The sequence below is a fragment of the Flavobacterium sp. KH_001 genome (assembly GCF_057840745.1).
Window position 1 is genome coordinate 1,341,189 of record NZ_CM174520.1, and the last position, 16,129, is coordinate 1,357,317.

A 16,129-nucleotide genomic window follows, 5' to 3' on the forward strand; every position below is an offset into this window, starting at 1 on the left:
TTATCTTTTTATGATTTTAATATATTCTGGCTTTTCTAAATAGATTTTGGCTGCATAAATCCCTGAAGGCTGATTTTCAAGAGTTAATTTTGCTGTTCCGTTTTCGATAACATAATTTTTGCTCGAAATTAATTGCCCGCCAAAATTGTAAAGTTCTATTACAACTTCATTTTTATTAGTTGGAACTTCGATTTCAAAAATTCCAGTAGTTGGATTTGGGTGTGCAGAAAGAATTGTTCCTAAAATATCTGCTGTTTGAACCTTCTTAGAATAAATTCCTTCACAGGCTTTTGCTGTTGCTACTTCAATTAATCCACCTTCTTTAAGTTCTATTGAGAAAATAGAATTGTTCGTTTGAAACTGTTCTGTTCCGTCAATAGAAACTGTAAATGGCGCTGTGCCTTCAGTAATTTCTATATCTACTTTTTTAGAAGTTATGCTAGACTTTCCAGTAGTAGTAGCAGCTTTTACAATTGTAAAATTGAAGTTTTGCTCAAAGTTTTCATCAGGAATAGTAACTGAAATAGTGTAATTTCCCGGAGCTAAGCTTGCAACTTTTAAACTGTTGTTAGTGAAAGGATATGTTTTTCCACTAATAATGGCCTCATAAACATAGGTTGCTTGTGCTGTTACATTAATTTCTCCATTGTTTTCCCCTAAACATGATTCGCCCTTTGTCTCTACAGTAAAATTATCGTTAGGTAATACAAGAGTAGATCCACAATTGGTATTATAAGTGGCTGTAGCATCTTTTTTACTGGCCATTTTTTCGTTAGCAAAAGTAATATCATCAACCTGGATGCAAGTTAAATTAGGATTGTTTCTAAAGTCTATAGAATAATCATTGTCTAATCCTTCGAAATTAACATTATTTCCATTCTTAATGTTTAGACTTACTAGATTGTTTGAACTGCAATTGATGTATTCTAATTTTTTATTTTTTGAAATATTTAGAGTTGTTAATTTGTTTTCCTTACAATATAATGTCCATAAATTTGAATTGCTTGACAGATCTAAAACGGTCAATTGATTTCCGCTACATGAAAAGTGAGACATATAGGTGTTTTTAGACACATTAATTGAAGTTAGTAAATTGTTGTCACAGCCAAATTGTGACAATGAGGTTTGGTTTGAAACGTCTAAAGTTTTAAATCGATTGCCTTCGCAAAAAAGATACATTATAGACTTATTGTTTGACAGATCTAAAGTTTCAAGCAAACTATTAGCACAGTTCAAATAGTTAAGACTTGGATTTGCTGTTAAATTCAAGCTGGTTAATTTATTAGTGTGGGCGTATAAATAATTAAATTTTGGATTTTTAGAAAAATCTAATGATGTCAATTTGTTTTCCTGACAATTAACAGTTAAAAGCTCTGTATTTTTAGAAAAATCTATTTGTGTAAAATAATTGTTTTGACAGTCTACTTTTGTAAGTAAAGTGTTTTTAGATAAGTTAATCTTACTTAAACGATTATAACCACAACTTAATTCGGTTAACGCAATATTGCCAGAAAGATCGAGTTCGGTTAATTGATTGTTAGAAACATATAGTTTTTCTAAAGCTTTAAAATCTTGTATTCCTGTTAAATCCTGAATGGTAGATTCATTTGAGCCTTGAGGTAAATAAAGATTTACTTCTTTTAAAGAAGAAATACTTGATGTCAAAACACCCCCATTAGCACCATCTTTGTCTATTCCAAGTTGAATTAATTTGCTTTCAAAAACAGCATCCGGAATTAATGTAAAACTATTATCGTCACAAACTAAAGCATAAGAAATGGTTGTTTCTTTTAAATTTGGCCAGTTCGTGTCTGAAAAATCTTTGTCATCAACCTGAATACAAGTTAGTTTAGGGTTGTTTTTAAAGTTACCGCCAGTGAAATTTAGATTGTTTCCATTTTTCAAATTCAAACTAAATAAGTTATTTGTTGAACAGTCTACCTGCACTAATGCCGTATTTTTTGAAAGATCTAAGTTTAGTAACTGATTTGACGTAGCATTCAATGACGTTAGTGCAACATTTTTAGTCAAATCAACAGCTTTTAAATTATTTGAAGAAAAATCCAATTGTTTTAATGCAACAAATCCTTCGATTCCGGTTAAGTTTGAGATCGAACTTGAAGATATATCTAAAGTTGTTACTGTAGCAATGCTTGAGGTTAATACTTTCCCGTTTTTACCATCAACATCAATTCCTAAATCAATTAATTTATTTTCAAAATTGGAGTCGGGAATTGCTACAAAAGCATTACAAATTGTATTATAATTTGCAGTAGCATCTTTTAAACCTGACCAGTTTGTATTCGAATAATCTTCATTATCTACCTGAATACATTTTAAATTTGTGTTGTTTGTAAATAAAGAAGTGCTTTTGTTTAGTAAAGTATTTTTACCATTTTTTAAATCTAAACTTACTAGTTTATTGTTCGAAGTATTTACAGAAGTTAAGGCACTATTTTTAGAAAGATCTAAAAATAATAATTGATTGTCTTTACAGTTTAAAGTTTGCAGACTTGCAAAATCCTGAATTCCTGTTAGATCAGCAATAGTACTGTTTGAAACATCTAGTGTTTTTATTGTGGCAATGCTCGAAGTTAAAACCTGACCATTTTTACCATCAATATCAATTTTTAAAGCGATTAATTTATCTTCAAAATTGGAATCGGGGATAACAGTGTAAGGCCTGCAATCTTCAGAAAATTTTGTCCAGATTTCTTTCTTATCGCTCCATTTTGTGTCTGCATTGACTTTATTGTCTACTAAAACACAAGCTAAACTTAGATCGTTTAGTAAGTTAATATCTAATGCACTATTGTTCCCGTTTTTTAAGTTAAGATCATATAATAACTTGTTAGAGGCAAGTTTTGCATAAGTTAATTTTGTATTAAATGACAAATCTAAACTTTCGATTTTAGTTCCTTCCAAATACAAATAAATTAAAGCTGCATTTTTAGATAGGTCAAGATTTTTTAAAGGGTTATTACTTCCATCAAATGATTCTAATTTTAAATTATGGGATAAATCTATATCGGTTAATTCATTGTAATCTAGAGATAGTCGGTTAAGTAATACGTTATTAGATACGTCTATTTTAGTTAAATCATTAAAATGTGCAGTCAGTGTAACTAATTTTGTGTTTTGAGTAACGTCTAAGTTTTTTAGTCTGTTAGAAAGACAGTCTATTGTTAGAAGTTCTTTGTTGTTAGAAACGTCCAGTTGTGTCAACTCATTGTTATAACATGCCAGACCGGTCAATAAAGTATTCTTAGATATGTTTAAATTGTTTATTTTATTTCCATAACACTCAAGTGTTTTTAAGTTTGGCTGTTGGCTCAAATCCAGCGTAACTAAACTATTATTGGCAGTTCTTACTATTTCTAGTTTGTTGTTTTTAGAAAGATTTAATTCTGTTAATTTATTATTATTACAGATTAAATTTTTTAATAAAACGTTATTAGAAATGTCTATTGAAGTTAGTTGATTAATTCCGAAATTTAAATCTGTTAATAATACGTTGTCGGAGACATCTAGGCTAGTTATTTTGTTATTATAACAATTAAATTCAACCAATTCCTTATTGTCTGCTATAGAAATAGAAGTTATTTGGTTACCATCAAAGTTTAATGTTTTAAGTTTTAAATTTTTAGAAACATCTAAAGTCGTAAGTTTATTACTTCTGCAAATTAAGCTTTCTAGCTCCAGATTATTAGAAACGTCCAGAGTTGTCAATGTGTTTAAACTACAATCTAGTTTTTTAAGCATTAAATTTTTGGAAACATTTAAAGATGTAAGACTACCTGTATTACCTCTAAAAGTCAAGTTTTCAAGTGCAGTAAAGCCTTCAATTCCGGTTAAATCATTAATGTTCCATTGATAGTATGAAAGATCAAATGATTTTACTGTCGAAATCGCGCTTGTAAGCACTTTTCCGTTAATACCGTCTTTGTCATAACCCAGATAACCCAGATAGCTTTCAAACTCTGCATCCGGAATATTTGTGTATTGCTCAGGTACTTCTGCAATATCTACAACAGAAACATTGTCAACTAAAATTTCAGAGTTTAGAGCCCCGTTTGCTGTAACATCAATTTCTATATTTTCAGATACGGTTGATGTATATTCGAATTCAATTTTTCTCCATTCTGATGTCGAAAAAGTAACATCTGATTTTTTAGCAATTTCTTCTTTAAAAGTACCAGGTTTATGATAAACACTCAAATCAAGAGAAGAAAATGTTCCTAAAATAGCTTTATGATATAAAGTTACACGATAGGTTTTATTTGCCTCAACAGCAAAATATTCACTATTAATATAAGTAAATGTACCAGTGGCAATCATCATATTTGTACTCGATGATCCATTTTGGGCAGTTGTACTTTGTGAAATATAACCACTAAAAAAGCCATACCAATTGTCTGGCTGCGAGGATGAAGTCCAGGTTTCAAAATTACCATTTGGCACCAAATTGGTTTGGGCCATTGTGGTTAAAGAAAGTAATAATAAGATTAAAAGTAGTTTTGTTTTCATAGATTAAGATTATGATTTGGTCGCGCAAGTGTACGGGTTTTAAATTATTTTTTCTTACGGGAAGACGTAAAGAGTGCGTTTTTTTTTAAACTAGGAAAGAATAAAAACAAGAAATTCTATTTTCGGCTTAATGAAAACAGAATTTCTGGTTGTAAAAATTATTCTACTATTATTTTTTTAACAGAAGCAGCGTCATCACTGATTAAATAAACGTAGTAAATTCCTTTTGGAAGACTGGCCAAATTGATTGTGTTATTAGTACTGTTCGAATCAAAATTAAATGTTCTTACCAATTGCCCGGTTGTACTGTAAATAGTTACTTTTTTTAAAGCAAGATTATCTATGCTCACTTCTCCTTTTGTTGGATTTGGATATAAAACTGTTTTTTCAAAAACAGAATCTTCAACTCCTAAAGTACAAGTTGTGGAATAAACAGTGCTTTCTTCTTTAATTTTTGACCAGTTAGCATTTGAAAAAACCGCGTCATCTACCTTTACACAAGCAAGTTTATCGAGACCAAGAAAGGTGGTTGTAATATTATTTGCAGTATTTTTTCCGGTAACATTCAGGATGATCATATTTGTATTATTCCCGTTTTGTAGATTTAAATACAGCAGCGGATTTGAAACTACATACACAATTGTAAGCTTACTGTTTTTAGATAAGTCTAATGATGTAATTTGATTTGAAGAAGCATTCAGCGTTTCTAAAAGTACATTATTAGTAAGATCTAGTGATGTCAATTGATTATTACTGCAATCCAGATAAGTTAGTGCCGTGAAATTTTCAATTCCCGCCAAATCTTTAATGTTACTGTTAGAAAGGTCCAGGCTGGTAACCTGCTTAACATCGGTAATTGTTATTTTTCCATTCAAACCATCAGAATCAATTCCTAAATCAATTAATTTTTGTTCAAAATTGGCGTCGGGAATTAGAATAATCTGGTTTTCGCATAAAACGCTGTAACTAGCTGTAGCATCTTTTGCCCCGGACCATCTTTCATTTGAAAAAGCTACATCATCAACTTGAATACAAGTTAAATTTGGATTGTACTTGAAATTATCGCCCATATTTCCAAAACTCGAGTTATTTCCATTTTTTAAATTTAGGCTTGTTAATTGATTATTATTACAAGACAAGGAATTTAAACCGGTATTCATTGAAAGATCGAGATCTGTTAATTGATTAGATGAGCAATTTAAAATATGTAAAGGATTTTTGGAAGTATCCAAACTTGTTATTTGATTAGTGTCACATTCTATTCTTATTAATACTGTGTTTTTAGAGGTATTTAAACTTTTTAATTGATTGCTATTACAGTATATAGCCTCAAGCATAGTATTATTTGAAATGTCTAAATTCGTTAGTTGGTTATGATCACAAAATAAGTTTGTTAAAGCTGTATTTTTAGAAACGTTTAATGTAGTTAATTGATTAGAATTACAATACAAATGTGTTAAAGCAGGATTATTGGTTACATCAATATTTGTAATTGCATTATTTGTAAAATATAACGTTTTCAAGGCAGTATTTTGAGAAACATCTATGTTTGAAATTTGATTTTCATGAAAGTACAAATCTAATAAAGCTGTATTCTTAGAAACATCTAATTTTTTCAACTGATTACCTCCGACAGATAAATATTTTAATTTGGTGTTGTTCGAAACATCAATATCTGAAACATTATTATTGTCGCATTCGAAATTTATTAAAGATGTAAAATCCTGAATTCCGGTTAAATCGCTAATAGAGTTTGAGCTTATAAATAAATCAGTAACTGCAACTGCATTAGATGTAAGGACTTTGCCGTCTGTAACTCCTGAATCAATTCCTTTTGCGATTAAAGCTTTTTCAAAATTAATATCCGGAATTAAGGTATAAGTTTCACAACTAGTATTAAAAATTGCGGCAGCATCTTTTTTAGTCGCCCAATTGGTGTTTGCATATGAAACGTCATCAACCTGAATACAGCTTAGATTTGGATTGTTTATAAAATTTAGATATGCAAGTTTAATATTGTTTGCATTCTTTAAATTTAGACTCGTTAATTGATTAGAATTAGAATATAAACCGACTAAGGCAGTATTTACGCTAACATCTAAAGTGGTTAGTTGATTTTTTGAGCAATTTAAAAATTCTAAAGCTTTGTTTTTGTTTATATCTAAATTTGTTAATTGATTAGATTGACAATATAGCTCTGTTAGAGTAGTGATGTTAGAAACATCCAATTGGGTTAATTTATTTTCGCGACAATCCAGCAGATTTAAAGCTGTATTATTACTTACATCTAAACTGGTTAATTGACTAGTATTACAGCCCAAAAATGTTAACGCAGTATTTGAGCTTACATCCAGAGTAGTATATTTGTTTGAACCCGAATCTAATTTTGTTAACGCTGTATTTACTTTAACATCTAAAGCTGTTAATTGATTTGAATAGCAGCTCAAATTAAGTAAAGCAATATTATTACTTACATCTAAAGAGGTTATCATATTGTTGTTGCAGTCCAGAGTAGTCAGAGCGGTATTCTTACTTACATTTATTTTTGTTAATGAATTTTGACCACAATACAAATCAGTTAATGATACAAAGTCTTCTATTCCTGTTAAATCTGAAATATTACTTTTGGTAAGGTCTAAGAACTTTACAGTGCTAATAGTATCAGTAAGAACTTTTCCATTTAATCCATCAGTGTCAATTCCTAAATTAATTAGTTTTTGTTCAAAATTGGCATCGGGAATTAAGGTATAAGCAATTTCAGGTTTTCCTGGTGTATATAAAGCCGAAATTTCTTCCGGAGTCAAAACACGATTCCAGATGGCAATATCATCTATTGTTCCTTTAAAACCTTCGTTTACGCTATCTCCAGAAATTCTTTGACCGACTCTAAAGATGTTGCCAACAGTATTTAAATTTACAGCTTTTTGATCTACAAAATTACCATTTACAAATATCGAAAGTTTAGATCCATCATAGGTAAGCGTAAAAAAGTACCAATCATTATTGGAGTAATTAAAGTTGTTGATATAATAGTCGTCACTAGATGAATAGGCTCCACTTATCATTTGGAGATAACCTTTACCATAAATAGAAAGAGACAATCTTTGTAATTTAGCTAAGGTACCGTAATTAAAAATTGAAACTTCACTTTTATTGGGATCAGAAAAAGCATCATTTGTTTTAAACCATCCTGAAATTGTTCTGGGAGCATTATTTTGAGGAATATTTGGTATAACCGCATCGATATAGCTGTTTACACCATCAAAACTATATGCAGTATTGCTATTTCCGAATCTGTCTGATGTTAAGGTAGCGGCAGTAACAGTTCCATTCGATCCGTTTCCGCTAGTATCATTTGCACTTCCATTAAAAGGATAATAAGCAACTAAACCATTTGTTGGTATTTGCTCATTTCCTGAAGGCAATGTAACTGTTATGTTGACTGCGGCTCTCAGTAGACTTTCGCATCCGTCGATTGTTTGCGAAACATAGTAAGTACCTGTTTGTAATACAGTCGATAAATTTAAAGCAGTTCCGGCAACAGGAACGTCATACCATTTCAAATTAATTCCGGAAGCTTTTAAGTCTGCAACTGTAGTGATATTATTGAATGTTTGTGAACTGGCAGTTGGAGGAGGTGTCTCACCTGCAGAAATGACTATATTATATGAAACTATACACCCATTTACATCTCTTGCATCTATCACATAATTTCCTGGAGATAAACCAGCAAATACATTCGAAGATTGATAACTAAAGGGCGAAAGTGCATATTCGTATGGTAGTGTTCCTCCAGTTGCAATAGCGGTTATTTTACCATTATTGTTGTCACATGACGAATTTGTACTTGTTACTATTAAATTAAGAAGCGCTGGCTGCGTGATAGTGAAATTTTTTGTAATTGATAATGAAGCAGCATCTGTTATGGTACAGGAGTAATTTCCGGCAGCTAATGCCGTTATAGAACTGGTTGTTTTTCCATTAGACCAAAGATATGTATAGGGAGCCGTACCGCCCGAAACAGCTGTTATAGAAGCTGAACCATTTTTATCGCCAAAACAAGTTATATTGGCTTGAGATGTTGTTATTACAAACGAAGCTGGACACACAACGGTTATTGGTACATTTTTATAAACATTTGTACCATCACCTAATTGACCATCAGAATTATCTCCGAAAGTCCACATAACGCCATCAGAACTCACAGCAGCTGTATAATACCAACCTGCGTTTACCTCTTGCCAATTTTTTGAAGCTCCTATTTGTACTGGGATGAGGCTGTTGAGAGTTGTGCCATTTCCTAATTCGTTATGCGAATTATATCCCCAGCTCCATAAAGAGCCATCTGTTTTTATGGCAATTGTATGATCGCCCGCCGCTCCTAAACTTTTCCAATTGGTGGACGTTCCTATTTTCGTCGGAACATAACTATCCGTAGTTGTACCGTTTCCTAATTCTCCATATTTATTTTGTCCCCAAGCCCATAAGGATCCGTCTGTTTTTATAGCAAGTGTATGACTGCCTCCTCCACATATCGTTTTCCAATCAGTTGCTGTTCCGATTTTTTTTGGTGAATAACTTTTAGTAGTGGTACCGTCTCCTAATTGTCCAGCATTATTTCCTCCCCACGTCCATAAAGAGCCATCGGTTTTTATGGCAATCGTGTGATAATAACCTACGGTTATCGATTTCCAATCTGCAGCTGTTCCAATCTGCTTAGGAGTGTTGCTACCCGAACTGGTACCGTTGCCTAGTTCTCCAAAATAATTATCTCCCCAAGCCCATAAAGTTCCATCGTTCTTTAAGGCAACTGTATATTGATTTCCTGCTGCCACTGTCTGCCAATTAGTAGCAGTTCCGATTTGTGTAGGAACACTTTTATTTGTAGAGGTACCATCTCCCAATTGCCCTTCCTTGTTGCTTCCCCAGGCCCACAAAGAACCATCGTTTTTTAGTGCAACCGTATGATTAGTTCCGGTAACTACTATTTTCCAATCAGTAGCTGTTCCGATTTTTTGTGGTGTATAGTTATTTATAATGGTGCCATCTCCCAATTGCCCTTCCTTGTTGCTACCCCAGCTCCATAAACTATTATCTGTTTGTGTAGCTACAGTATAACTATATCCAGCAGTTACTGTTTTCCAGCATTGGGCATTTATTTGTGAATAAGAAAGTATTAAAAATAAAAGTAAAGTTTTTCTCATATGTTAAGATTTTCTATTATTTGAATTTATGGTTTTGATTGAAATTTATTTTCATAAATTCAGTTTTAGTACCTACACGCAAGTATACCTATTTTAATTAGATTATCCTTACGGGAAGACGTAAAGGAGCGCTTATTTGTCAATAATTTAATTTATAAGATTTGAAAAATTAAAATAATTGCCTTTCGTAGGAAATAGTTTAATCCTTTGTTGCAAAGAGTTTTACTCCTATTTACATTTTCTTAAATCATAACTAAAAAATCATAACACAGTGTTAATCGTTAGTATTATGTAACAAAAAATCATAATTTAGGCCCATATTTTAACTTTTATTATAATTACATACATGAGTCATATAAAACCAAATAGTTTATCTGCTTTTGCATTACTTGTTTTAGCAGGTTGTAGTGTAACGCTACAAGCACAAAATTCAACTCCTAAAACAGCGATTACTGCTCCTTTAGCTATTGTAAAAAAAGCTCCGGTTACTGAAAATGAATTAAAAAGATGGAGCCATCTTGATTTGGCAAAAGATACCATTGCAGGAATGAGTGTGGATAAGGCTTACGCCGAATTATTACAAGGGAAAACAGGTGTAAAAGTAATTGTTGGTATTGTAGATTCAGGTGTTGATATAGAACATGAAGACCTAAAAGGAATGATCTGGACCAATCCTAAAGAAATCCCAGGAAACGGAATTGATGATGACAAAAATGGATTTATTGATGATGTTCACGGTTGGAATTTCCTTGGTAACGCAGTTCATGAAAATCTTGAAATGACACGTGTTGTTAAAAAAGGAGACGATGGTTCTGCACAGTATAAAGAAGCTTTAGCTCAATATAACAAAAAATATGAAGAAGCTTTAAAGGACAAACAGCAGGTTGATCGATTATTAGATATTCACAATACTGTTAAAAAGGCATTAAATAAAACAGATTATAAATTAGAAGATTTAAGTTCTATTACTTCTGCAGATCCAAAGGTTTTAGATAGTAAAAGAATAATGACGCAGATTTTAACCAATGCAGGTCCAACTTTTGATCCTGAAGCAGAATTAGAAGACTATAGAAAACAAGTTTACGATCAGCTAGATTACAGTTTAAACAAAGAATTTGACGGAAGAAAAATTGTAGGCGATAATCCGGAAGATATTAAAAACGATCATTACGGAAACAATGTTGTCTTTGGCCCGGATAAAGAAGAAGCACTTCACGGAACGCATGTTGCCGGAATTATTGCTCAAGTTCGCGGTAATAATTTAGGAGGAGACGGAATCACTAATAACGTTGAAATTTTAACGGTAAGAGCCGTGCCAGATGGAGACGAATATGATAAAGATATTGCATTGGCAATTCGTTATGCAGTAGATAATGGAGCAAAAGTAATTAACGGAAGTTTCGGAAAAAGTTTTTCTCCACACAAACAATGGGTGTATGACGCTTTAAAATATGCAAAGAAAAAAGATGTTTTAATTGTTCATGCGGCTGGAAATGACGGATACAATATTGACGAAACAAAAAACATTAATTATCCAAATGATTCTGAAGACAACCTAAAAGAGTTTACAGATAACGTGATTACAATTGGTGCAATTAATAAAGCATATGGAGAAACTGTTATAGCTCCATTTTCAAACTTCGGAAAAATCAATGTAGATGTTTTTGCTCCGGGTGAAGAAATTTACGCAACGGTTCCAAACAATAAATACAAATATTTGCAGGGAACATCAATGGCGGCTCCAAATGCTGCCGGAGTTGCTGCCTTAATTCGTTCTTACTATCCAAAATTGAAAGCGAATCAGGTAAAACAAATTTTGATGGATTCTGGAGTTGCACTTCCTTCAAAAGTAGTTTTAGGAGAAAATCCTAATCCAAATGAAGCACCAGTGGCTGTTTCATCAGTTGAATCATCAAAAACAGCTAAAATGGTGAATGCTTATAATGCATTGCTAATGGCTGAAAAAATGTCGAAGAAATAAAAATATAAAATACTAATCACGATGGAAGAGTGGCAACTCTTCCATTTTTATTAAAACAATGATGCGAAAAATTATACTATTATCTTTTCTGAGTTTTGGTTTAAACTCTGCATTTGCACAAAATGCTCCCTATTGGCAACAACATGCCGATTACAAAATGGAGGTATCCATGGATGTCAAAAACTACCTGTACAAAGGAAAACAAGAATTGGTTTATACCAATAATTCTCCTGATACTCTAAGAAAAGTATTTTATCACTTATTCCCAAATGCTTTCCAGCCAGGAAGCGAAATGGATGCGCGTCTGCATTCTATTAAAGATCCGGATGGCAGAATGGTAACTAAAGTAAAAGGTGCCGATGGAAAAGAAGTAAAACAAAGTAGAATTGAAACTTTGAAACCAAATGAAATTGGATTTTTAAAAATCACAAATTTCAAACAAGATGGTGTAACGGCTCAAACCAGAACTTCGGGAACTATTCTTGAAGTGACCTTGGCTAAACCAATTTTGCCAAATTCTAAAACAACTTTCACTTTAGATTTTGACGGTCAGGTTCCGGTTCAGATTCGTCGTTCTGGACGAAATAATACTGAAGGAGTTGCCCTTTCAATGTCACAATGGTATCCAAAATTAGCCGAATTTGATTTCGAAGGATGGCACGCAGATCCTTACATTGCAAGAGAATTTCACGGTGTTTGGGGGAATTTTGATGTGAAAATTACAATTGATAAAGACTATACAATTGGCGGTTCAGGATATTTGCAGGATAAAAACCAAATTGGTCACGGGTATCAGGATGCTGGTGTAACAGTTGTTTATCCAAAAAAAGCAAAAACATTAACATGGCATTTTATTGCACCAAATGTTCACGATTTTACATGGGCTGCTGATAAAGCATATACGCATGATGTCGTAAAAGGACCAAACGATGTTGATTTACATTTCTTCTACAAAAATGATCCAAAAACAACTGAAAACTGGAAACAATTAGAGCCTTTAATGGTAAAAGTAATGGATTATTACAACCATAAAGTTGGACCATATCCATACAAACAATATTCATTTATTCAGGGTGGAGATGGTGGAATGGAGTACGCAATGTGTACTTTGATGTTAGGAAGCGGAAAATTGGAAGGAATTTTAGGTACAGCAACGCATGAACTAGGACACTCTTGGTTCCAGCATATTTTGGCTTCAAATGAATCAAAGCACCCATGGATGGATGAAGGTTTTACAACTTACATCGAAGACAGTGCTTTGAATGAATTAAAAGGAGATAAAAAAGAAGTAAATCCGTTTAAAGGAGCTTATGGAGCTTATTATCAGTTAGTAAATTCTGGAAAAGAACAACCACAAACCACTCATGGTGATCGTTACGACGAAAACAGACCTTATAGTATTTCATCTTATGTGAAAGGATGTATCTTTTTATCACAATTGAGTTATGTAATTGGACAAGAGAATTTAGATGCAACTTTAAAAAGATATTTTAACGATTTTAAATTCAAACATCCTACGCCAAATGATATCAAAAGATCTGCTGAAAGAGTTTCCGGAGCTGAATTGGATTGGTATTTAATTGACTGGGCTGAAACTGCAAATACAATTGATTACGGAATCAAAGACGTAGCAGATAACGCAGGAAAAACAACTGTAACACTAGAAAGAATTGGAAGAATGCCAATGCCAATCGATTTAACTATTGAGTATACAGATGGAACTTCTGAAAGTTTCTACATTCCGTTAAGAATGATGAATTTCATCAAACCAAATCCAAATCCAAATGTAAAAAGAACTGTTTTGGAGGATTGGGCGTGGGCACAATCCAACTATAGTTTTTCAATTGAAAAGAGCAAAACTGCAATCAAAAAAATCACAATTGATCCAAGCGGATTAATGGCTGATATAAAAGCTGCAAACAATGTTTTTGAAGTGAAATAAATCAAAAATCTATTTTATAAAAAAAGCCCTTAAAAATAATTTTTTAAGGGCTTTTTCATTTTCAAATTTTATCTAAAATTGAGATTATACTGTTTTGATTTCAGTAACTGCCTGCGGTTGCGTTTTTTTAAAAGGAAATAACTTTAGGTAACTGGCAGATCTCCAAAGCCATTCGATTGGTCCGTAATTGTATTTAGAAAGCCACCATTTGCTAATGAATAATTGGATGATAAAAACCAAAACAGCCAGCGAAAAGTAAAACCAATAGGGCATTGTATTTCCTATTCCCAATCCAATTCCCGAGAAAATAAAAGCGGCCAGAATGTTTTGAGTGATATAATTCGTAAGCGTCATTTTTCCACCAGCACTAAAATAACTGAAAACTGTTTTTAGTTTTCCATTGGTATAAAGCAGGCAAATTCCAGTTGCTATAAAAATCATCGTGCTTAAAACTAACCAGTAAAGTGGGTGAAAAAATTTAAGAGGAGCCAGCTTATAGAAAATCATTAAATTGAAACCAACACCAATAATAATAGCCGTAACTAAACTAATCCAAAGTGTCTTTTGCAATAGCTTTTTCTGTTCGTTTAAACGGTTAAAGAAATCTAATTTTTGAAGCAGAAATCCAAAAAGCATACAAGCAAACATTACAATATGCGCCGTAATAGCGTAACCCGGAATAATGATTTGTTCGTAAAAAGAAGCCAGTAAATTGAATTTAAAAAAGTCCAGCCAGTTTCCGGAATGATACAATTTTAAATATTCCGGATTTGTAGTAATTTCAGGATGTTCGACCGTAAAGCCATTCACAAATGCCATAATAAAAGGAGTCGTAACAACAAGAACTGCACAAATTATGCTAAGTGTTTTTGCTGAACTTTTATAAAACAGCAGCATTACAAGTCCTAAAAAAGCATAATCTTTTAAGATGTCACCAAGCCAAAACGACGAATTGATAAAGGCTAAAATGAAAAGTAAAATCATTCGCCACGCAAAAAACCTGACGGGATCTTTTCCTTTAGCTGCTACATTATTAATTAAAATTGCAAAACCATAGCCAAATAAAAGCGTTAATAAAGTCCAGGATTTTGCTGCGAAAAAATAACGGTTGAAATAAAATAGTATATCTGATATAAGACTATTATTGATTTTGTGTTCTACACCGATGTGTAAAAAATCAGAATAATTGCCAATGGCAACGCCCAAAATGGCCCAGCCCCGAAGAATGTCGACAATAGCAGTTCGTTTGCTTTGTTCGACAGGATGATAAGAATTTGTCATTTGATTAACATTTTTGTTTGTGATTGATTGATGATTTTAGATAAAATTTGAAATTATTCTAACGCAACCAAAAGTAAGAAAATTATACAACCAATACCTTTTGACTAAAAATATATTGCAAAAAGAAAAGCGTGTTATTTTAAAAGAATTTCTTTTAAAATAACACGCTTTAAATTATTTAGGCAATTTTAGCTTAACTCAAATGCTCCAGCATATCTTTGGTCATCGTTTCAAGATCGAAGGTATGTTTCCAGTCCCAATCTTTTCTTGCCTCAGCATCATCAATACTTGCCGGCCAGCTGTCTGCAATTTTTTGACGGAAATCAGGATTGTAAGTAATCTCAAATTCCGGAATATATTTTTTGATTTCGGCAGCAATTTCAGTTGGTGTAAAACTCATTGCCGCTAAGTTATAAGAGGAATGTATTTTAATTTTTTCTGCTGGTGCTTTCATAATGTTGATGGTTGCATCAATAGCATCATCCATATACATCATTGGCATTTTAGTTTCTGAGGATAAAAAACATTCGTATTTTTTATCGGCAATAGCCTTGTAGAAAATATCAACAGCATAATCTGTAGTTCCACCACCAGGAGGTGTAGACCAGCTAATTAAGCCAGGATAACGGATGCTTCGAACATCAACGCCATAAATATTATGATAGTATTCGCACCATCTTTCGCCAGCTTGTTTACTAATTCCGTAAACAGTCGAAGGTTCCATAACAGTATATTGTGGAGTATTTTCTTTTGGAGTAGTTGGCCCAAAAACCGCAATACTTGATGGCCAGAATATCTTTTTTACTTTTTTCGCTTTCGCCAAATTTAAAACATGAAATAAGGAATTCATATTCAAATCCCACGCAAATGCAGGATTTTTTTCGGCTGTAGCCGATAAAAGTGCTGCCATCAAATAGATATCAGTAATTTTATGTACTTCTACAAGATGCTCAATTTGGTTAAAATCTAAAGCATTGACCACTTCAAAAGGTCCTGAATTAACAACATCAGTATTTAATTTTCGGATATCAGAAGCAATTACATTCTCTGTTCCGTATAACTTACGTAATTTCTGGGTTAATTCTGTCCCAATTTGACCGCAAGCGCCAATAATCAAGATTTTTGGATTCATTTTTTGTAGTTTTTTTAGTTAAGCAAATATAACGTTTTCGCAATTACGCAAGCTTTTTAGAA

6 protein-coding genes are annotated in these 16,129 nt (G+C 32.6%); 2 read left to right on the forward strand and 4 right to left on the reverse strand.

What is annotated here, in order from left to right; genetic code table 11:
- Both AC3ITQ_RS06005 and AC3ITQ_RS06010 read right to left on the reverse strand, forming a co-directional pair.
- Complete coding sequence (locus tag AC3ITQ_RS06005; RefSeq protein ID WP_489237294.1) at nt 1-4,527, reverse strand: T9SS type A sorting domain-containing protein; 4,527 nt, start codon at nt 4,525-4,527, stop codon at nt 1-3.
- A 158-nt stretch (nt 4,528-4,685) separates the two neighbouring features.
- Complete coding sequence (locus tag AC3ITQ_RS06010; RefSeq protein ID WP_489237296.1) at nt 4,686-9,731, reverse strand: RCC1 domain-containing protein; 5,046 nt, start codon at nt 9,729-9,731, stop codon at nt 4,686-4,688.
- 346 nt (nt 9,732-10,077) lie between these two features.
- Here AC3ITQ_RS06010 and AC3ITQ_RS06015 point away from each other — a divergent pair, with 346 nt between their 5' ends.
- Both AC3ITQ_RS06015 and AC3ITQ_RS06020 read left to right on the forward strand, forming a co-directional pair.
- On the forward strand, nt 10,078-11,712 hold the full coding sequence (locus AC3ITQ_RS06015) for a S8 family peptidase (RefSeq protein ID WP_489237298.1): 1,635 nt from the start codon (nt 10,078-10,080) through the stop codon (nt 11,710-11,712).
- A gap of 61 nt (nt 11,713-11,773) precedes the next feature.
- Nucleotides 11,774-13,654, forward strand: coding sequence for a M1 family metallopeptidase (locus AC3ITQ_RS06020; protein ID WP_489238901.1), 1,881 nt, complete (start codon nt 11,774-11,776; stop codon nt 13,652-13,654).
- Between the two features lie 84 nt (nt 13,655-13,738).
- Here AC3ITQ_RS06020 and AC3ITQ_RS06025 read toward each other — a convergent pair whose 3' ends face one another.
- Complete coding sequence (locus AC3ITQ_RS06025; RefSeq protein ID WP_489237299.1) at nt 13,739-14,935, reverse strand: DUF418 domain-containing protein; 1,197 nt, start codon at nt 14,933-14,935, stop codon at nt 13,739-13,741.
- Nucleotides 14,936-15,128: 193 nt separating this feature from the next.
- Nucleotides 15,129-16,067, reverse strand: coding sequence for an L-threonine 3-dehydrogenase (locus AC3ITQ_RS06030; protein WP_026982567.1), 939 nt, complete (start codon nt 16,065-16,067; stop codon nt 15,129-15,131).
- Nucleotides 16,068-16,129 lie beyond the last annotated feature (62 nt).